At 54.2% G+C, this 19,681-nt stretch carries 15 protein-coding genes and 1 pseudogene; 8 read left to right on the forward strand and 8 right to left on the reverse strand.

What is annotated here, in order from left to right:
* The first annotated feature begins 115 nt into the window (after positions 1–115).
* The 3 genes from BDK61_RS18435 (at position 116) to BDK61_RS18445 (ending at position 2,854) form a co-directional block, all read left to right on the forward strand.
* Positions 116–1,039: a glycosyltransferase gene (locus BDK61_RS18435; protein WP_121304416.1), complete on the forward strand. Its 924-nt coding sequence runs from the start codon at positions 116–118 to the stop codon at positions 1,037–1,039.
* A 407-nt stretch (positions 1,040–1,446) separates the two neighbouring features.
* The gene (locus tag BDK61_RS18440; protein ID WP_004966845.1) at positions 1,447–1,650 is read left to right on the forward strand and encodes a hypothetical protein; all 204 of its coding nucleotides are present in this window, start codon (positions 1,447–1,449) and stop codon (positions 1,648–1,650) included.
* A 58-nt stretch (positions 1,651–1,708) separates the two neighbouring features.
* Positions 1,709–2,854: an ISH3 family transposase gene (locus BDK61_RS18445; RefSeq protein ID WP_121302812.1), complete on the forward strand. Its 1,146-nt coding sequence runs from the start codon at positions 1,709–1,711 to the stop codon at positions 2,852–2,854.
* Between the two features lie 401 nt (positions 2,855–3,255).
* Here the strand turns inward: BDK61_RS18445 and BDK61_RS18455 are convergent, their stop codons facing one another.
* Entirely contained in the window at positions 3,256–3,693 is a 438-nt protein-coding gene (locus BDK61_RS18455) for a hypothetical protein (RefSeq protein WP_229380487.1), read from the reverse strand.
* A 526-nt stretch (positions 3,694–4,219) separates the two neighbouring features.
* Here BDK61_RS18455 and BDK61_RS18460 point away from each other — a divergent pair.
* Entirely contained in the window at positions 4,220–5,176 is a 957-nt protein-coding gene (locus BDK61_RS18460; protein WP_049938544.1) for a bile acid:sodium symporter family protein, read from the forward strand.
* A gap of 551 nt (positions 5,177–5,727) precedes the next feature.
* Entirely contained in the window at positions 5,728–6,384 is a 657-nt protein-coding gene (locus BDK61_RS18465) for a lactate utilization protein (protein WP_121304069.1), read from the forward strand.
* Between the two features lie 192 nt (positions 6,385–6,576).
* On the opposite strand, the gene BDK61_RS18470 is transcribed toward BDK61_RS18465, so the two are convergent.
* The 3 genes from BDK61_RS18470 to BDK61_RS18480 form a co-directional block, all read right to left on the reverse strand.
* Positions 6,577–7,173 carry a TetR/AcrR family transcriptional regulator gene (locus BDK61_RS18470; RefSeq protein WP_011222618.1) on the reverse strand — a complete coding sequence of 199 codons (597 nt, stop codon included), beginning with the start codon at positions 7,171–7,173 and terminating at the stop codon, positions 6,577–6,579.
* Positions 7,174–7,318: 145 nt separating this feature from the next.
* Positions 7,319–9,811 (reverse strand): efflux RND transporter permease subunit, encoded by a 2,493-nt coding sequence (locus tag BDK61_RS18475; protein ID WP_011222619.1) that lies wholly within the window; start codon positions 9,809–9,811, stop codon positions 7,319–7,321.
* Positions 9,812–9,838: 27 nt separating this feature from the next.
* Positions 9,839–11,773 carry a COG1361 S-layer family protein gene (locus BDK61_RS18480; RefSeq protein WP_121304070.1) on the reverse strand — a complete coding sequence of 645 codons (1,935 nt, stop codon included), beginning with the start codon at positions 11,771–11,773 and terminating at the stop codon, positions 9,839–9,841.
* 496 nt (positions 11,774–12,269) lie between these two features.
* Here BDK61_RS18480 and BDK61_RS18485 point away from each other — a divergent pair, with 496 nt between their 5' ends.
* A complete protein-coding gene (locus BDK61_RS18485) occupies positions 12,270–12,869 on the forward strand; it encodes a TetR/AcrR family transcriptional regulator (RefSeq protein ID WP_004965603.1) in 600 nt (199 codons plus the stop codon).
* A gap of 28 nt (positions 12,870–12,897) precedes the next feature.
* Here BDK61_RS18485 and BDK61_RS18490 read toward each other — a convergent pair whose 3' ends face one another.
* Positions 12,898–13,275, reverse strand: a complete 378-nt coding sequence (locus tag BDK61_RS18490) for a hypothetical protein (RefSeq protein ID WP_244209893.1) — start codon at positions 13,273–13,275, stop codon at positions 12,898–12,900.
* 587 nt (positions 13,276–13,862) lie between these two features.
* Between BDK61_RS18490 and BDK61_RS18495 the strand changes: the two genes are divergently transcribed.
* The gene (locus BDK61_RS18495) at positions 13,863–14,225 is read left to right on the forward strand and encodes a HalOD1 output domain-containing protein (RefSeq protein ID WP_004965598.1); all 363 of its coding nucleotides are present in this window, start codon (positions 13,863–13,865) and stop codon (positions 14,223–14,225) included.
* A gap of 532 nt (positions 14,226–14,757) precedes the next feature.
* Here BDK61_RS18495 and BDK61_RS18500 read toward each other — a convergent pair.
* Both BDK61_RS18500 and BDK61_RS18505 read right to left on the reverse strand, forming a co-directional pair.
* A complete protein-coding gene (locus tag BDK61_RS18500) occupies positions 14,758–16,002 on the reverse strand; it encodes a Cdc6/Cdc18 family protein (protein ID WP_004965595.1) in 1,245 nt (414 codons plus the stop codon).
* Positions 16,003–17,103: 1,101 nt separating this feature from the next.
* Positions 17,104–17,709 carry a helix-turn-helix domain-containing protein gene (locus BDK61_RS18505; protein ID WP_232508522.1) on the reverse strand — a complete coding sequence of 202 codons (606 nt, stop codon included), beginning with the start codon at positions 17,707–17,709 and terminating at the stop codon, positions 17,104–17,106.
* A 140-nt stretch (positions 17,710–17,849) separates the two neighbouring features.
* Here BDK61_RS18505 and BDK61_RS18510 point away from each other — a divergent pair.
* Positions 17,850–18,353, forward strand: a pseudogene (locus tag BDK61_RS18510) (NADH-quinone oxidoreductase subunit B); the annotation flags it as partial.
* A gap of 14 nt (positions 18,354–18,367) precedes the next feature.
* Here BDK61_RS18510 and BDK61_RS18515 read toward each other — a convergent pair.
* Complete coding sequence (locus BDK61_RS18515) at positions 18,368–19,642, reverse strand: IS4 family transposase (protein WP_121302916.1); 1,275 nt, start codon at positions 19,640–19,642, stop codon at positions 18,368–18,370.
* Positions 19,643–19,681 lie beyond the last annotated feature (39 nt).

Genomic DNA, 19,681 nt, shown 5'->3' on the forward strand with positions numbered 1-19,681 from the left:
GGCCATCTCTTGGTTCGTCAATATAGGTTGTGCCGTTCTGGGCTTTCTGTCTGGCTTCAGTCAGAGAAGTCATAAGAAACTACCATCCATATCCGCGCTCACGTTTCGAGTAGGGATGTCGAACAGACAGACACGCACGCCAACAAGTGTACTCCTCCCGACGGTGTCTTGGACCGCCGCCTGCGACGATGTCGCCGCACAGTTAGGTCCCGAAGACGAACTCCTCATCATCCACGATAGTAAGGACGACCCGGTTGTGGACCGAAAACCGCTCTCGGAGAACGTCCAGTCCATCCCTGCCGGCGACCCTGTCGGGTGTTCCGGGAAAGCAAATGCTATTGCCGCTGGGATGGAAGCCGCCAATCACGACCGTCTTGTCTGGACCGACGATGACTTTCATCACCCCCCGGACTGGCTTGACCGCCTCCACCAGGACTACGCCGAATACGGCCCGACAACAGAGTTGCCGGCGTTCGTCGGTCAAGATCCGCTTGCAGTCCTGTTAGAGCCTGTTTATGTCCTTGGGGGCACGCTCGGGACATACATGGGTGACCACGCCTGGGGCGGGGCTGTCATATTTGACAGAAGTGATCTTGACGAGGAAAGGTTCCTTTCGGAGCTCCGCCAGACGATCAGCGACGATGGTCTCCTCGGGGAACACATTAGTGTGACATCAGTTCAACGCGTACGCCGGGTGCCAATGGGTGGAAGTCTCCGGCAGACGCTTGAACGACATATCCGGTTCAACCAGATTTTCTCAACGCATGATCCAACGGTAGCAAAACTCTCATTTGGTGTGTTGGTCGCCGTTCTCATCGGTTGTGTCTTCTTCCCGCTCCTCGCGGTGGTACTAACGGCACTGACAGCCGGTGTCAGTGCTAGCTTCGGGGTTCGACGAGCCTCGCTACTGCTAACGGTACCAGCACTTGTAGCCGCTGTCCCCTTGGGGCTGTATGCTTTCGCCCGGGACACATTTGTTTGGGGAGGGCGACGGTACCGTTGGCACTCGAAGTTTGATGTTGAAGTACTGAACGAGTAGCGTTCTTTGGGCCACGTTAATCTGCGCAGATATCCGTGCCTGCCAAATCTGCTTGACTCTCTGGCTGTTTAATCAGCCGTAGTATGCTGGCCTTAGAACATACGCCATACCCCTCTGTATAGCACAATGGCAACGATTTACCCTGGTTCTGTCAGGAACATCGTGGACCCGGAAGCTGTAGTCAGCAACAATCATTCACCGGTAGCCGCCAGTACAGCGACAACAAACCCGACGAGAACCGTGAGACCCATCGAAGCAAACCAGAGTTCAAGATTGATAGAAGTCGAGTGCTGCATACAGAGCCAGAGCATGTGTTTAACGTAGGGAGATGCCGATAGTAGCATTTCAGCCAATGAAACAGCGGCTAGGTCTTTTTGCGTATGATGAGCGAAACACGATACTGAGACATGAGCGAACGATCCTGTCCGGATTGTGATGTCCTGATGGAGCAGACAAACGTAACTGCCGAAGGCGTCGGTGACCTCTACATCGAAACTGAGAGAGACGGCGGTATCCTCGACCGCCTCGGTGTCGGGTATCAAGCCCCACTTTCTGCATACCTCTGTCCGGAGTGCGGGTTTACTCAACTCTATGCGGACCTTTCTGAGTAGTCGGGTGAAGCGTCAGTCGATCACATCGGGTTAGAGGAAGCGTCTACTTGGGAAGAGTGTGGAAGCCACCCAAGCAGACAGCGAGATAGAAGAAGAGCACCTGCTTAATTTTGTCGTCAATAGTCTTGACGAGGAACTTTCATTAGATCTCGGCGAGAATGTCAAGGTCACGGCAGAGACGCTCTATGAGGTCCTCGCCGGCGCCAGCGCCGGCGGGACCTCGATCAATCACGTCTGCGAAACGACTGACGACTCACCACACGCTAATACCGTCCGTGGACATCTCACCGATCAGTTTGAACTGGATTCGGTTGAATCGGTTGGAGACACGCTGCTTCAACGAGATACGCTTGAGACACTTCCAGATCGACCGGTGGAGGTCTGCGCAGACCTCCACCTCGATCCCTACTACGGTGATGAGGACGAAACCGAGGCTCTGTACTCCTCACAGGCCAAGCGTGGAACAACGACGTTTCACGCCTATGCAACGCTCTACGTGCGCGTACGCAACAAGCGATACACGCTGGCGGTTCGCCAGCTCGTTGCTGGCGAAACCACCAGCGATGTCCTCGGTGAGTTTCTTGAACTCCTTGACGGCCTTGACCTCGGCGTCAAGGCCGTCTACCTTGATCGAGGTTTCTACAACAGCACCTGTCTCAAGCTGCTGTACGCGCACAATTACGCCTATGTGATGCCGATCGTCAAGTGGGGTGAGACGATTCAAAACAAACTCAGCAAAGGCTGGAGCCGCGAGATCGAACACGATCTCGCTGGCGAGGTGGAGTTCCCTGTGTTCATCGACTGCGTGTACCAGCAGGGACGGTACGACGAACACGGGGTGGCGCGTCACGGCTACGCCGCTGACGCGCCCTTTATCGACACGCCACGAGATGCACGAGATCACTACAGCAAGCGCTTCGGCATCGAATCAAGCTACCGATTAGCCAAGCAGAGCCTCGCTTTCACTAGTTCTCAGGATGCTGGACTACGGTTGGTAATGTTTGTAGTGAGCCTACTGCTTCAGAACAGCTGGCGATATCTCCACTGGAGGTACGTGGCGGCGCCCCGCCGTGGGGGGCGCCGCCTCTTGCAGTGGTCGTTCACGGAGTTTTGCGAAATGACGCTTCGCGCAGCTTGGACAGCACTTGGTGTCCGCAGGTCTGTTCCAGCGAATCAACCACTTGACGGCCGGTTCTTCCGGTAGCTGTCCATCGGGCCGGACGGCGGTCGTCAGTGGTGACACTGTCGCGTCGGCGGCAGTCCGCCGCCGACAGCGACGGTCCATCCCGAAAATCATGCTCACCAGCGGTTCGAAGATGCTCCACAGCTAGTTCGGTTTAGTTCACCGTAATCAAACGGGGTTACGCGGCTGTCGATGTGATCGACTGACTCTCTATTGCCTTTCCCAGATCACTGGTGAACAGGAACCAGATCTACAGTGACATCGTATTCCGGATAACGTGCGGTAGCTCCCGCAGTTGCGACCGTAGTGAGTCTATCAAGAATTTTGCCATGTGGAATAGGAATCTGTGCAGTAGTATATCCAACAGCATAGAATCGGATTCAGCAGTTCTGAAGGGTGACTTTACTTAGAGGTCACCGATGTTATTCACGGGGACCAAACTCTTGACAGCCGAATCTATCCCTGTTCTCTGGCTGTGCACAGAGGTAATCAAGCCGTTTTTCCATTTCGGATCGCGGCATGCCCGCTTGATCTTTTCGGGACTCCGCAAGCCGGGCTTGACTGGCGTTTAGCATCTTTTCTTTCCTTTCTAGTTCCGAAACAAGTGTGTCTACGTCCTCGTTACGTGTTTCTAACTGTTTGTTGAGTTCTTCAGCGCGGGCTTTTGCGGCCTGTCGATCTTCCCGAGTCTCGTTCAGTTGTTCACGCAATTCCTCGTTTTCAGCGCGAAGGGCTTCGTTCTCTGTCTGGATGTCCTGTGCAGAATCCTGGAATGCAACCGTTGTCCCGACTGTCCCACTAGTGGCGACCACGGTGGCAACAAGTAGCCAAGAGCTGATGTTACGTGCAAGAGTGCTCACCAGTGAACCTCCGACGTAGCCGGAGTACTGTACAGATTTCTGCCCCGGTAGTGCAGTAGTGAGGGTTGAATCATCATGTTCCAGCTTGATTGGTATGTGCTACTAATCGTAGTTTCCAGTTGCCTACGAGTAGGCCACGAATGACCTCTAATAGGCAACTAGTACTAATGTAGAGTGTAGCTGAACTAACCGATTAGATCAGGTCCGATGGCGAAGTTGTACATTGGCGCAAATTGCTGCGTGGGTTCTGTGAGTTCCGGTCGCTACCTGCTGGTGGAAGCCGTCAAGCAAACGGATGGATAGGTAACAGCTGTTCTTACTAGTTCAGCGACAGGGTACCTATTCTCTCAAACAGTTCGTCGAACGTCTACACCGATCTTGGTACCAGCAATCCACTGTCTTGCCGACGGACCACTGGCCGCCCCTCACCCCGGGTTCATAATTCGACAATACGGCGATCCAGAGTAAACTTTTTTTGTGTTGTTCATCATCCAGATATGTGACTTCAGTATCGACGCTTCGTGCGGTGAGTCGCGCTGCGAGCAAATACTTCGTCGTCTGGGTCGTCATTCTGGCAGGGCTCGCTCTCGTCAGGCCGGACCCGTTCATCCCAGTTTTGGACTACGTGTCCCCACTACTCGGGCTAATTATGCTTGGGATGGGGTTGACGCTCCAGCCGGCGGACTTTCAGCGACTGATCAAGGAACCAGTGGATATCGGTATCGGCGCTGTCACGCAGTGGCTGGTGATGCCCGCCGCTGCGTACGGGCTGTATGTCCTGCTCGATCTTCCAGATGCTGTCGGTATCGGTCTCATTCTGGTTGGTGCCGCCCCCGGTGGGACCGCATCGAACGTGATGGCGTATCTCGGTCGGGGCGACGTGGCCCTCTCCGTCGCAATCACGACCCTTACGACCCTTGCAGCACCGATCGTGATGCCGGCCTGGGTGGTGTTTACCCTCGGTGAACAGATAAACGTCACCTTCGCAGAGATGTTCCAGAGCATCATTCAGATCGTCATTATTCCGGTGTTTCTCGGGTTCACGATCCGGTATCTGCTGGACCGCTATTCACCGAAAGCTGCTGAAATCGGTACCGATGTGTTCCCGGTTATCAGTGTTGCCGCCATTGTCGCGATCGTCGCTGGCGTCGTTGGCGCAAACGTGGATAATATTCTCACTGCCGGTCTACTCGTGCTGGTGGCAGTCGTTACTCACAACGCTATCGGGCTTGGCTCGGGGTACGGTGTCGGTCGGGCAACTGGGATGTCAACAGACCGCGTTCGGACCTGTGCGTTCGAGGTCGGCCTCCAGAACAGCGGGCTGGCCGTTGCGCTGGCAACGACCCTGTTTGAGCCTGCGGCCGCACTCATTCCCGCGCTGTTCAGCGTCTGGCATAACATCACAGGGCCGGCGCTGGCAAGCTTCTTTAGCTGGCAGGACAGCGGGCAGAAATCCGTTGAGGCTGTGCCAAGCGACGACTGATACAAGATTCCCAGCGGTACGGTTTTTCAGTATTACCGGACGTACAATCCGTCCACGTCCACCATACTCTGCTTATGCGTTACCGGCGATTGGAAACGCCAAACGAGTGCTGGCATCGCGGGCAGTGATATCGGGTCGTATATCCGGTGGTCGAAACGTCCCAGTCTCCTCCGACCATCCCGCTCTCAAAATCACAGTCCGGACAGAACAGGACCATCTTCGAGGGTGTTCCAGTAGTGTCTGTAGTTTCCTTCCGTGCCATTTGCATTGATAGTGTAACATGATGAATGGAGAGCAATATATGCTACCCCCCGGTTTTCAGCAATTGATATCACAGCCGCCCCGTGCTGTTTCCGGACAGAGGCGAGTCCGACCACATCGGGGTGGGAGATTCTGAAGCCCAGAAACCATGTTCACAGAGTTTCTATCCGCACATTACATCCTATCTGAGGGTGGAGTATCACCGATGTAACTACCTGACACCGGTGTCCGCGAGCACTTTTGGGCTAGCTACGCCTTCGTGTTGATGCTGATACACCTACCGACAAAATATGTCTCAACAGAAATCAGATTTCGCTGACGACGCGGATATCGACGAATCACTGGACGAACTGGCCTCCGAAGAAACCATTGAGGAGACCGTCGAGAACTTGGAGGCAAACGGATTCGAGGTCATCGTCGTTAACTCGGCCGACGATGCACTCGCGGAACTGCAGTCACTCATCCCGGCAGAAGCGTCTGTGATGAACGGCCACTCGACGACACTCGAAGAGATCGGGTTCGACGAGTACCTGAGTGATGGGGATCACGGGTGGGAGAGCCTTCCCGAGGAAATCTGGAGTATCGACGACGACGCAAAGCGCCAAGCTGCTCGGCGAGAGTCACAGATGGCCGATTACTTCCTCGGCGGCATCAACGGCATTTCCCAGACCGGCGAACTCGTCGCGGCGGACCGTTCGGGAAGCCGCATCGGTGCGTATCCGTTTGCGGCCAGTAACGTCGTTATCGTCAGTGGTGTGAATAAAATCGTGCCGACGCTTGAGGACGCGCTTGACCGACTGGAAACCGTCGCGTACCCCCTCGAAAACGAGCGTGCAAAGGAGGTCTACGGCGTCGACTCTGCGATCGCCAAGCAACTCATCCTCCGCCAAGAACTCGAAGAGGGTCGCACTACCGTTGTCCTCATCCGCGAACACCTCGGTTATTAACTGAAAGACACTCAGAAGCTAAGCGGTGGTCGGCCCCGCTGCCCTGCCTTTCCGGGCAGAAGCACACTATCAAAAAAACAGCAATCCTCGGTAATTTCCCACCCTCGGTAGTTCTGCAGGCGGATAGCCTGTGATTGACTTGCTCCGGACCGTGTAGCAGAGAGAGTGCACCGTGACCCAGACTGGCAGGAACTACGAAATCAGATGCGAATCGATATACGAGAACAGAGACGCTTTCGCTGCGGCCGTCGCGGCTTCACGGTTGGTCGTGAGGCGGCTATACATGGTTCCTTTAATCGTTGCCAGAATGTGTTCGGCCGCGTGTGTCGGATCGACATCGCGAAACACATCCGCATCAACGCCTCGCCGAACAGTTTTTTCGATGATTGTAGCAAGTCGAGTATCGATTTCGGTGAACTGCTCGCGAAACACCGCCCGCTCAAGTGCTTGCGGGGAGAGCGTGACTAAAACGCTGTGTAGCTGGCGTTTCTCTTCCGGTAGTTGACACGGGAGAAGTGTGCTAATAATGTGGTTGAGATCTTCTTTCGGGTTGTCACCGATGCTGGTGTTGATTGTCGCCTCGAATCGGTCAACGGTGAATCTGAGGAACCGGAGTAGGAGCGCGTCTTTTGAGTCGTAATAGTGGTATATCGTCGACTTGGCCTTGTCAAGCTCATCAGAGATACGCGATATCGAGAGCTCAGCGTACCCGCTGTTAACAAGCGCCCGGTGAGTTGCGTGCATAATTTCTTTTTCAGTTGCACACAGGGCATCGCTCTCGTCAGTCATACAGACAGTCGTCCCTCCTGACTTCGGCTGGGGTGGCAGTACGGTGCCGCTTGCTCAAGCGCGGTATCTGAGCGATCCTGACTAACTCGTTCAATTGGGACACGATGAGTCTCAAGTGAGCAGGAACCGAGGTGAGTGGACCGCATTAATTCACACTCCGTGATTGGCTCGACGAGAGCAGTGTCCCAAGCGTTCCACGGCTATGGTCCCAGATAACGATCGAGGTCGGAAGGACCAGTATGGACGCTACGAACGAATAGAGGACGCTGAGGGCGATCAGCAACCCGAACTGACCCAGGATCGGGACGACTGCGAGGACGAGTACTCCGGTGCCAGATGTTGTGGTGACCATACTGCCCGCCAATGCGCCACCTGTTCCCCGGACGCTAATGTCGAGTGCTTCGAGCAAGCCGACGTCGCCCCGGTACTCCTCGGAGAACCGATGGACGAGGTGGGCAGAGTAATCGATACCGAGCCCAATTCCGATCGATAACGTCGTTCCGGTGAGGACATTAAATGGGATGTCCAGATACCGCATTGTCGCAGCCAAGGCAGCAATGGTAAGCAGTATCGGGATGAGGTTCGCAGCCCCGAGCCCGGGACGGCGTTCGAGTAGCCAGTAGGCGAAGAACAGGAACGCTGCAGACGCGAGAATTGCGAGACCCAGGCTTATGTACGCCGACTCTGCGATTACATCCGAGACGGCTTTTAATACCACAACGCTACCGGTTGCGGTCGCCTCCATCCGGAACTCATCAGCAACGGCTCTCGTGTCATCTGTCACTTCCTGTTGACTCGCATCGGACTCAACAGAATATACAACTCGCGTGCGCGTGAAGTCGTCAGTCATGTACGATGCCGCGCGGTCACCGTACGGTGAGTCATACAGCGCGTTGTAGATAGTCGGAAGGTTCTGGTCGGGAACGCCGTTCCCGTTCTGGTCGTTCTGGGCGACGAGTTGTCGGAACTCCGGCGAAGCACGCTCGTAGCGGTTAATCACCGTCAGGATACTTGTCGTATCTGCACTTCCGCCGGCTGTGACAAATGAGTCAGGCGGGTCCTGATTCGCCCGGTAGATTTCCTCTAACGCTGTTCCATCCTGTAACGATCCTTCGACGTATATTGTTACTGTGTCACTCTCGCCACTCTCGAAGGTGTCCTCAAGATAGTTTATCTGTTTCGTGACTGTGTACTCGCTCGGAGCCACAGCTTCCGGCAGAACCTCGACGTACCCGGGGTTCTCCTCCGGTGGGAGGAAGTCCTCAGTGGTGAACCGGGTATCGATTCCAGTTCCATACGCCCCCATGGCTGCCGTAGACACCAGCACAAGAGCGAAGAATACGTACGGGGCCCGGCGGGCGATTGTGACACCGATAGTGAGGGATTTGCCGACTGCGGAGTCCTCAGAGCCGATCGGAGCGATACTGAATTCGGGGAGGTCGTATCGCACCCGCTGCCGGTCCGTGAAGTGTTTGAGCGACGGCAGGAAGATACCGAAAATAAGGAACGTGAATATGATTCCGACACTGGCGACAAACCCAAGGTCGCGGATCGGACCAAGCTGACTGGTCCCGTTGGCCGCGAATCCCAGAACTGTCGTGCCTGTCACGATGAAGAAGGCCGGGAGCAACTGGTCTGTTGCGGTCCGCATTGCGGGCGTCGGCTCGACATCCTCGACGCGCTCTTCACGATATCGGTTCACGGCGTGAATCCCAAAGTCGATTCCAATGGCGAGGAGCAACGGCGGGACTGTGATCAACATCTGCGTGAACGGGATACCGGCCCAGCCCATGAACCCGAATGTCCAGACAATCGCCATCGCAAGGGAGACGAGGCCAATGAGCAGATCAAACGGGTCCCGGTACGCGATAATGAGGAAGAACAGAATCAGGACCACAGCAGCCGGGACAACGAGTCCCAGCGAATCGGAGATAACACTGCTCAGTTCTGCAGAAATGAGCCCACTGCCGAAGACAGAGATATCACCGTCGACCGAACTAACAATAAACTCCGCTTCCTGCTGAATGGGCGTCAGTGGTGATGACCCCTCTGTCCCGGCACTGCTTGAGACACCTGACACCTCGTGGGTAACAGTCGTCAGTGTTGCCGATGCAGACGGCTCTTCTCGGTTCAGGTCGTTGCTGAGAAGTCCTGCGACTGCCGGCTGGCGCTCGAGCGTCGTTCGAGTGGCGGATTTGATTTCCGACTGTGAGGCTGCTTCTACAGCATCGATCTGTTCGGGCAGTGTCTCCGCGTCCGGGTCAAGCGTCTGTGCGACGGCCTGTGCAACACTCGTCGTTCCGACAACGTCCTGTGATTCGCGCTGTGTCAACCGGTTCTGGGCTTCCAGCATATTGAGGATGGCCGGCTTCGACAGGACGTTCTGGTCTTTCTGGATTAGCGTCGTGGAGCCAGTCCCCTCACCGAACGGTTCGCGTTCGAAGTTGTCGTTCACCTCGTCGAACGCTTCCTGTGCAGGAACGCCGTCGGTGAACTGTGATGTCCCCGAGTCGGTCGCAGTCATGCCGAACCCCGCCGACAGAATGAGGGTTGTGACGATGAACACAGCGACGACTGTCTTGTCACGATTGACAATCCAATCGTCTAGGATGTCGATATATTTCTGGTAGTCTAACATTGTGTCATATACGTTAGCCTCGGAGAGTTACTGTCGGCTGTACCAGACCACGCCGCCAACGACTGCGAGAAGTCCAACACCACCGATAAGCCACAGTGGCGTCCCGCCGCTTCCGGACTGGTCCGTAACTTCTATTGGCAGACTGTAGGTGTCTGAAACCCGTTTGTCCCCGTCTGGCGTCTCATACTGGAAGTCAAGATTGAGCGGATACGTCTTGTCCAGCGCATTGCTTCCCGCTGAGAGCTGGACGGAAACCGTTTCTGACTCTCCGGGTCCCAGCTCAGCGATAAACGTTTCATCGTCACTGCTGCTGAGCGGATCATTGACGAACGCCTTCCCCTCAATGCTGGTCAGCGTCTTGTCTTTCGTATTCGTTATCGTAAACGTAATTGAGCGGTCTTGTCCGACGCCGAGCGTCGAATTCTGCATTTCGATGTCGAATTCGTCCTGACTGCCATCCACTGTTGAGCGAACTTCAAGTGTCTCTGCGTCAACCCTGTCATCGTTGTCGTCGCGATAGCTCACTCCGAAGTCAAACTGCCGAGCGCCTGCCTCTGCGCTGTTGGACACGTCAACACCAAAGCTGAAGTTGGCTGATTCGCCTGCATCGAGATTTCCGACAGCGTACTGCGTTTCTTTTGGCGATAGTGTCGACTGCTGGCTTTCCCAAGCGATAACAACGTTCTCAATATCACGCGTTCCAGTGTTTGTGAGGGTTGCACTCAGTGAGCCGTCTTCACCGGCTTGGAGTGAGGTGTCAATATTGGACACGCCAAAGTTCTGTTCAGGTGCCGGACTGAGGCTCAACTGTACATCGTCATAGGTGCTGGTGTCGCCCTCGTGATCATCATACTGGACGTTGGCCGACAGCGCGTAGCTTCGGTCCTCGGCATCGGGGCTGGCTGTTGCATCAACTCGGACGGTCCGAACTTCACCGGGTTCCCAGTTGCCAACATATGCTGTTGTCGAGGAACTCTTGCCGAACGTTATATCGGCGTTCCGTGAAGCAAACGTAACAGATGCGTCATCAACAGTCAACGGGCCTGTGTTGCGGAGCTGAACCTCGTACGTTCCCGTGTTGCTGACGGCGACAGAGCTGCTTGAATTGACGACTGAGAACCGCTGTTCAGGATCAGGTTCGACTGCAATGGATTGTCCTGCTGATTGCGTTCGGAGGCCGTCCTCGTTGTCAAATGCGACCGACAGCTCAAACCCGTACGGCTCCGGCTCGGCGGCTTCAGCGGCACTCACACGATAATTGAACGTCCGGACTTCGCCCGGTTCCCACTTATCAACGAATCGTGAAGTGGCAGCGCCGCCGCTCACTGTGAGGTCCTGACTCTGGGATTCCAGCGTTACCGCGGAGTCCCGTGCGGAACTGCTTCCGGTATTTTCAACAGTAACCGCTACTGTGCCCGTAGAGTCAACGCGGGCATTCGAATCAATATCAGTCACATTAAACGTGGCGTCATTGGTGACATCGATTTCAACGTCGACAGTCCGAGTGTTCTCGTTCTCGTCTCGAGCCCCCGTCTCTTCAGAGATGAAGCTCGCGTGCTTGTACCTCAATTTCAGTTGTGCTTCGTGTGTTCCAGAGTCCGCGTCTTCATCCACGCTGATCTCAAACGGGACTGTAACCTTTGGGCCGACTTGGAGGGTCCCGAGGCTTCGTTTCGAGTTCTTGACGGATATTGGTGCGTCGCCAGAGCTAAGTGACACGGTGAGTCCCTTAGCAGCGGTTACCTCGCTGTTTAACGCCGGATTTTGAGCTGAACCACTTTGCAAATCCCCGGTGTTGACTAGGGAAATTTCTACAGTCTTTTGCTCACCAGGGGCGACACCGTCGTCTTCAAGCGTTGCAACGATATCGGGGCTCCCAACGACCGCAGCGGTTGCCGTTCCGCTAGTTACGACAATGCCAACTACGGCCAGGAGTAGCAGCTTCTGTGCCTTCGGTGCCATATTAGTAAGGCTTCCATTCAATCCGCGGTTCGTTGGTAGTCATAAACGGCTTCGAAATTCTTCGGTTACCAGTCGTCATGTTCCTGTAGTTGACTAAACGTTCAATCACATATAGTGCTTTCGTCTCTTCTGAAGTCAGATAGGACAACCAATCGATCAAAACCCGCGCTGTTTGATTTTTGGGACCTCAGAGTGTTGGCGTTAGAAGGGTCTGAGAGCACACCAAATGGGCAGATACGTGCGATACACTCGGATGAGTGTGTGAATACAAAGAACTAGAATGCAGTCCAATTCACTCCGTGATACAGGGGCCAACAATACGCTTAAGTTTATTGAATGTATAGTCAAGAATATAGCTATCTACCAACAACTGCCCTTACTCAATCCAGTGATGAAAACGAGACCCCAGATTGGCCACGTGGTCAACAGCGAGCGAACAGCAAAACCGTGAGTGATTTGAACCGTACCGCTCAAGCACGGAACGGTCAATGTAAAGATGACTAACGAGATAACCTTTTTTCAGAACCCGGAGGGAACCCGCGAGGAGATCCTCGAGGCAACCTTCTATGCACTGCGTCAGCACGGCTACGCGGATCTAACTATTTCAAAGATAGGTGATGAGTTCGGGAAGAGTCAATCGCTCATATATCATCATTACGATAATAAAGACGAGTTGCTGGTAGATCTTCTTGATTATATGCTTGAGCAGGTCGAAAACCAAGTTCCGCTTCCCAACCAATCCCCTGAAGCATACATTGACGTGATCGTCGACGAAATATTTGGGACAAGCAACAACAGTGATATCGAGTTTTCCCAGGCTGTGATTGAGTTGCGAGCGCAGGCAGCGCACGACGACGATTACAACCGTCTCTTTCGCAGGAGTGATGACTTTATTCGAAAGCAGATCGCCCGTGTTATCCGAGCGGGTGTTGACGCCGGCGCATTTACTGTCGAAGACCCATCGCAGACAGCCGCACTGTTCCACACAGTTTTAGTCGGGATTCAGGCGGAACGGATTACCAGCGACGAGGACACAATCGACGACGTGAGAGCCGAATTTCGACGGTACGTCGAGAACTGCTTACTCTCGGAGTAGCCCCATCAAGTCACGTCTAGCTGAGCGATTAACTGCCACCGTCAGCCATCGTGCCGCCACCGGGCATTGACTGACAGTCTCCTTCGGGCTTCTGGATCGGGTCAACCACACCCCACGAGTGGAAGTCCCACCGCATTGACTCGCCTTCAATACGTCGCGGATATCCGGAGTCCGCCAGAATGTAGTATGTCAACGGCTTCTGGGACTCAGCCTGAGAGATTTCATACACCAGCACCTCCTCACCATCGATAGTATCCCGACCGACCGGCGTGACTTCCGGGTTTTCCTCCGGCTGATCGGAGAAACGGCCTGGATCAACCTCGTCACGGCCCATCCCCTGTTGCATCGTTCCCCGGACACACTGCCCTCCAACAACGGTGTACGTACTGTTCCCAATGTGATACATCTCCATCTGTTGTCCCTGCTGATCGAATAACTAGTACATATCTCCCCGGTAGAAACGGCCAGACATCTCCACGGTCCGCCCTCCGGACTGCACTGTGGCTGTCATCGCATACGATTTAGGGAACCGTGTAACCTGACCGAACTATGTTGATCTGTCGTCGTTACCGCTGAGCGTCGATTTATTCGTAGCAGTTACCGCAGCTGAGTCCGGCGTTGGTTCGGCACCGCCACCAGTCTCAGTCTCACTCGAATTACCGCTTTGATCGCTGCCACAACCGGCGAGTACAGTCAAGCCCGAACACACGACTCCGAGTAGCTGCCGTCTATGTAGTTGGTGCATGGGGACGGATATCCTCAGCTGACACACACTGCACAGATGACTGTGGTTATTGTTATCATGTATGTTCCATCCTGGCTACGAATGGGGTGATCCTACGCGTATAGACTAACCAGCGCAAGCCGAATAGCTATACGGTATAGCTTATCTAATTAGACGTGAATTAACCCAAGTCGGATTGGAGGGGGTAATTATCATGCCCGAATATTCATACATATATTATACGTGCGTTCCAGTTATTTGCTAGATAGATGACCGACGACAGCCGGAGCGATGAGGCTGATGGGGATACGGGCCTCTTTGCGGCAACGAGCGGCACCCTCACTGAAGTTCGGTACGACCCAACTAGCGATCAGGAGCTTGCCGCGGTTATTGTTCAGGCCATCGCCGACCAGACGGGAACAGAAGCAGGAACGTATCGTGAGTCGCCATTGCACGACTACATTGATGTCGGTGCAATTGAGACACTGCTGTTCGGCACACAGCCGGGCCAGTCAACCGGACCAGCGACTCAGACCATCACATTTCAGTACCGGAACTTTCTGGTGACAGTGCGCGCTGACGGAGTGATCCAGTTGTCGAATACCGACAACAACAGGTCAGGTAGGTACTAGTGGCAAGCATACAGATCAGGGTATCTAGCCCAATAGCGTCCTTATGTGAATATTTTACTGACAATCAATCTCAGAATTTCCCATCATTGGGTTGGAAAGTTGCCACCCATCAAGCAACCGTACGTGGACAGGTTGCAATAGTCTGGCCTGTGATACTGTGCAAGGAGAGGCTTTACGCGATGATTTAGATGAGAGGTCCGATTCACGTGATAGGCGGATTGTCTCTGGTTTTCGAGGAAGCAATCACTTGACGTAGAAAACCACTATTCAGCCATTCTTGCCTGAAAGATGGTGTTAATTACAACTATCACACGTATTTGATTCTCAAAAGCAATATCAGTAGATTTCACAGGAAATATTATCCCATCAACAGAAGAGTCGTCACTGTTGAACACCACTGTGTCCGGAGTTCTTCGCGCTACTGAGGTAAATACAGAAGAGTCGTCACTGTTGAACACCACTGTGTCCGCTGTTCTATATCCTGAGAACCATCCCGTATCGGTCGGTTCCGACACCACCATGTCCGCCGTTCCTACGTAGACTGGAAGTCCGAAAGCGTCGCTTCGGCATCGACAAGGTTAGTGACAGATTTGTGGATTCCAACATCGTCAACAGTCTTCTCAAGCGCTGCAAGAATCATTTCCGGGTCCATCTCGAGAGAGTACTCGCGATAGGTCCCACCACGCCGTCCCTCGTTCCGTTCGATTGCCGAAATAATACCTAACATCGACAGTTCACCGAGGTGGTCACGCATCCGGCGTGGAACAAGCGGGTCAATCCCTGCCTTTTCGGCGAAGTTCGTGTATCGAGGTCTGATATCCCGTGTCCGGGCCGGCGTCTTCCCTTCCTGGTCAAGTGTAACCATAGCATATACCACCAGATGACCGTGTTGGGTCAGTCCCGAAATACCCTCTTGAATCCGACCCCGTTCCAGAACGTCACGTGCCTCTCGAACAAGGTCTTCCGAGATCGTGTCTGTGTCTTTGTCGCGGGCCAGGTCGCCCGTTTTCATGAGCAGGTCAAGTGACTGTCGTGCGTCACCGGCGTCTTTCGCGCCGTAAGCAGCGCACAGTTCGATGACACCGTCTTCGAGGACGCCGTCGTGAAACGCTACATCAGCGCGTTGTTGCAGGATCTGTATCAACTCCTTCGCGTCGTATGCGGGGAACTGGATTTCCTCTTCACAGAGTGAGCTCTTGACCTTCGGGGAGAGGTCATCGCGGAAAGAGAAATCGTTCGAGATACCGATGATACCGATCTTCGCAGAGCTCAGGTTGTCGTTTGCTCGCGCACGTGGGAGTTGATAGAGGATACTGTCGTCTTCGATGTGATCGACTTCGTCGAGAACGATATAGATAGTGCCACCACAGGAGTCGAGTTCGGTCCAGAGCATATCATACACTGTCGCGCGCGGATATCCCGTCGTACTGATCTGGCTCGTTTCGTCCCTGAATTCGTTGACGAGTCGGGTAGCGATTTGATAGCTACTGGAGAGGCCGTCACAATTTAACATTTTCACCGTGAGATCGATATCCTCGTACTTTGCTGCGTCTTCTTCGAGATGGTCGATTAGATACCGCGTACCAGCAGTCTTCCCGACCCCCGTTTTACCGTACAAGAAGATATTGTTGGGCTGCTCACCGTTGATTACGGGTTGAAGCGCAGCTCGATACCGGTTTAGCTCAGTATCACGCCCGACAAGGTTCTCAGGCTGGTAATCCTCTCGGAGGGCATCCCGATCCAAGTAGATCTCGGTGTCACGTTCGAACATCCCCATAGTCGTTGCTTGACGTATTGGAAGGAATCTATATAAAACCACCCCTGTCCGCAGTGTCCGGAGTGTCCGCTGTTCTTTTTATTATAAACGATTGGGGGGACCCTCCCACCCCACTATGTCCGCAGTAACTAGAGAAGGGCGAGAGGGGTGAGAGAGAACCTATATATTAGGGAAAGGTTTATTATGGTCTGCAGAGAGCTAGACCGTAATGTAATTTGATAGCTGTAGAAGAGAGCACTATAGTATTACTTGAGAACATACCTAGTCTAGACAAACAAGATTTCAATTCAAATGTTGCCGTTTCTGCTTTCCCTTCCCGTCCTGCCTGAAGAACAGCGGACAAAGTGGGGTGGGAGTGTTATCTCCTATTATTGATCTGGTTTGCAGCTTCCAGCCTCTCCCTGAGTAATTCATAGCACTTCTACTGTCTGAGTACACACCACTGTGTCCGCTGTTCTCCTCTCCGGCCCACAAGAACAGCGGACATCGTGGTGTGACTACGATGGAATAACACCACGATGTCCGCAGTAATTGACTCCTGATTTCTCAAACGCTCAGTAGAACAGCGGACATCGTGGTGTCGATTTAGTATTATGCCTATCTTTTTCGGTCAGACGCCACGATGTCCGCAGTAATCTGGCAATAGAGACCATCTGATACGATGTTACTGCAGACACCGTGGTGTTCTCTGTGACACACTGCTTGCTCGATGATCTGGGAAGGGCCTCCGTGAGACGTACAGTTCTGACCCCTTTCTGTAATCTCCTCTCAGATTGGTCGACCCCAGAACGCTCGACAGTGTCGTCATCATAATTGCAATAGCAAATACAGAATCCACCATGGCTCTAGCTTCCGGTTCCAGCGTCAATGTTGGCGTCATATTGGTCGCGCTAGACGCTGCAGCGTTCCTGTTCATCCGCCGGGACCGCTGCTGAGCTCAGAATGTCACTGAATGGTGCATTCTATATAGCTTTCAATAACCCACTTGCCAGTCATCGTGATAACCAATAATCCACCCGCGACGTTCTACTACTTTCACTCATTCAAGTAATTCAAACACGGGAGTGGTGCACCGATATCTAACCATCTCTGTGGTAGCTGTCATTTGAACGTCCGTTCAACAAGCCGTGCCTCTGCTTTTCTGAGATGGTTCGATGCAGTGCTCGGGGCACAACCGAGTTCTTTGGCAACGTCCTCGACGCTCCCATTTCGTGGGACGTCGTAGTACCCGACTTCTCGTCCCACGGTGAGTGCCTCGCGCTGGCGTGAAGTGAGGCCGGTGGCAAATGTTCCGGGACTGGCATCGTATTCGCCGATTTTCCGGACATTTACCGAAATTCCATCGGGAAGCGCACTCCGGACCTGTTCGAGCGCGGCAGGCTCCCCGACGACGTCGAACAACACGATCCCATGCGGCCGGTAGGCAACCGGTGGGACTATCATTAGGGTCGGCTGTTCGAACGCCGTGTAGAACTGTCGTGATCGGTCAGTCTCTTGGCCACGGATGAACGCATAGAACGCCTCGTCCCGAACGGGTGTAATATCGTAGCTTTCCATGGTTTCAACCCCAGAAAGCGCCGATTCGTACGGCTCGCGATCGCCGACGACATAGAACAACGTATAGGCAATTCCGTCTTCGACGCCGACTTTCCATGTGACGAGCCATTCGCGCTTGATTGCATCGCTTTCGGTCATAAGGCGGTGCATCGGACGCTGATACTCCAGTGCATACTGGATCTCCAAGCGGAGATATCTCACAGGCGAGTTCTGAAAGCGGCTTCCGAATAAAGACACTAGTGTGTACGACAGTTCGTGCATCCGGCCCCACTATCTATCACCATCTGGCCATGAGTAGTGATCGGCGGAATGTGGACGACGCACAGTCAGATGATCGGATATGCCCCGGCAGAAGAGCAAACGACCGATTTAATTCTACACTTCGGGAGGTGCTTGGGTCATCTCCGTTCATACTCACGAAATTCGACACGTTCCTGAACTGGGTTCGGGGGTCTTCCATGTTCGTGCTGCAGTTCGGCATCGCCTGTTGCACTATTGAGATGATGGGTACTCTCGCGACGAAACACGACCTCGACCGCTTTGCTGCCGGAGTCCCTCGGGCATCACCGCGACAGGCAGATCTGATTATCGTTCCAGGCACAATTGTTTCGAAGTTCGCACCGCGGATGAAGCGCGTCTACGACCAGATGCCCGAGCCGAAGTTCGTCGTCTCGATGGGGTCCTGTACCATTTCCGGTGGCCCATTTCAGGAAGGATACAACGTGATCAAAGGTGCAGAGCAAGTCATTCCGGTTGACATCCACGTCCCGGGCTGTCCACCACGCCCCGAGGCACCATTCGTCTTTAGCTAAGACTCACACCTCGGTTGTGTAGCGGTAGCGAGTGTCTCCTGTAAGATCGGCCGTTGCTGATGAATCTTCTGAGCGTCTTCGATTAGCCGCTCCAACAACGGCGGTGGCGAGTAACCGAGGTACTCGCCGAGTTTGTGGAGGATGAGCTGGGCGTGCGACCGGAAGGTCGCCGCCCAGCGTTCCGGCGGAAACACGATCTCATCGTCGGCCTGCTCGGTGACCAGATCCAACAACTCCCGGCTCACCAGCAGTGACAGCAACGCAGCGTATAGTAGAATTTTCACGACATCAGGGTTGTTCGTGTCGAATTCGTCCAGTTCATACTGCGTCTTCAACTCACGGAACAGAGTTTCTACTTCCCATCGACACCGGTACAGCGTCGCTAGATCTGACGGCAGGAACTCCTCTCTCGGCAGATTCGTTATGTAGAGATGGTAGTCGTCGGCGTCCTCGTTGCGGACGCCGACGACGCGGAACCGCTTCGTATCCAGTGACCGCGTTCCCTCGTACTGCCCTCGCTTGAATTCCGCTTCGACCTCTACGTCGATGTACTTCCGCGAGAGGTCATCGACCACATCGTGGATCTGCTTGCCCTCCAAGGGAATGGCGCGGCCGCGCCATTCCCATAATTCCGCCGTTATCACCGGATTCGCGTTCTGCTTCAGCCGACTCACGAAGTAGCCATCGTTCTCGTCGATCAACGCGAAACGGCGGTACTTGAAGTACGCTCGATCGAACAGAACTAGCCGTCCTTGTAGCCACGAACCTGTGTTGAACAGCGTGCTGTCGTGCGTTTTCTCGTCCGTTACGTCGATCCGTTCAATTGTCTGGTCGGTGGCGTTGTGGAGCAGGTGGAGCTTCGCTCCAGCCTGCTCCTCGTGACGGGCTTGGAACTCATCAGAGAGGAATTCGTGCAACCTCAACACTGTTCCATCAGCGATCATCACGTCCCTGAATCGGTCGATATCAGCGTCAAAAGCGTCTGGAACAGCGACCTCGTCGAGGCCGCGCTCGACGAGGTCGCGGAGATACTCTGCCAGCGTCGGTGTCAACCGGTGATAGAAGCCGCCAGAAGAGATCGGTTCGTCAGCTGTGGCGTTGTAGCAGCGCCTGAACCCAGCGAGTGTTCGGCTCTCGCCTGCGGCGAAGCCGAACACGAGCGCCCACACGAGGACAGGAATCTGAAGCTTGCCTTCTCGCTCGACCACGCCGAGTTCCTCGGCGTGCTCTTCGAGGAACTCAGAGGGAAAAAGCGTAGTGAGCCGACGCATGATTCTCGTTGAGGAGCGAGGGTTGTGCACAGACTTCTC

The sequence above is a fragment of the Haloarcula quadrata genome (genome assembly GCF_003634715.1).
In the GTDB taxonomy this organism is placed as follows: Archaea; Halobacteriota; Halobacteria; order Halobacteriales; family Haloarculaceae; genus Haloarcula; species Haloarcula marismortui.

Excerpts from the sequence above, each read along its gene's own strand:
- BDK61_RS18435 (WP_121304416.1), top strand. The coding sequence starts at position 116 with ATGTCGAACAGACAGACACGCACGCCAACAAGTGTACTCCTCCCGACG.
- BDK61_RS18440 (WP_004966845.1), top strand. The coding sequence starts at position 1,447 with ATGAGCGAACGATCCTGTCCGGATTGTGATGTCCTGATGGAGCAGACA.
- BDK61_RS18465 (WP_121304069.1), top strand. The coding sequence starts at position 5,728 with ATGTCTCAACAGAAATCAGATTTCGCTGACGACGCGGATATCGACGAA.
- BDK61_RS18470 (WP_011222618.1), bottom strand. The coding sequence starts at position 7,173 with ATGACTGACGAGAGCGATGCCCTGTGTGCAACTGAAAAAGAAATTATG.
- BDK61_RS18475 (WP_011222619.1), bottom strand. The coding sequence starts at position 9,811 with ATGTTAGACTACCAGAAATATATCGACATCCTAGACGATTGGATTGTC.
- BDK61_RS18480 (WP_121304070.1), bottom strand. The coding sequence starts at position 11,773 with ATGGCACCGAAGGCACAGAAGCTGCTACTCCTGGCCGTAGTTGGCATT.
- BDK61_RS18485 (WP_004965603.1), top strand. The coding sequence starts at position 12,270 with ATGACTAACGAGATAACCTTTTTTCAGAACCCGGAGGGAACCCGCGAG.
- BDK61_RS18490 (WP_244209893.1), bottom strand. The coding sequence starts at position 13,275 with ATGTATCACATTGGGAACAGTACGTACACCGTTGTTGGAGGGCAGTGT.
- BDK61_RS18495 (WP_004965598.1), top strand. The coding sequence starts at position 13,863 with ATGACCGACGACAGCCGGAGCGATGAGGCTGATGGGGATACGGGCCTC.
- BDK61_RS18500 (WP_004965595.1), bottom strand. The coding sequence starts at position 16,002 with ATGGGGATGTTCGAACGTGACACCGAGATCTACTTGGATCGGGATGCC.
- BDK61_RS18505 (WP_232508522.1), bottom strand. The coding sequence starts at position 17,709 with ATGCACCGCCTTATGACCGAAAGCGATGCAATCAAGCGCGAATGGCTC.
- BDK61_RS18515 (WP_121302916.1), bottom strand. The coding sequence starts at position 19,642 with ATGCGTCGGCTCACTACGCTTTTTCCCTCTGAGTTCCTCGAAGAGCAC.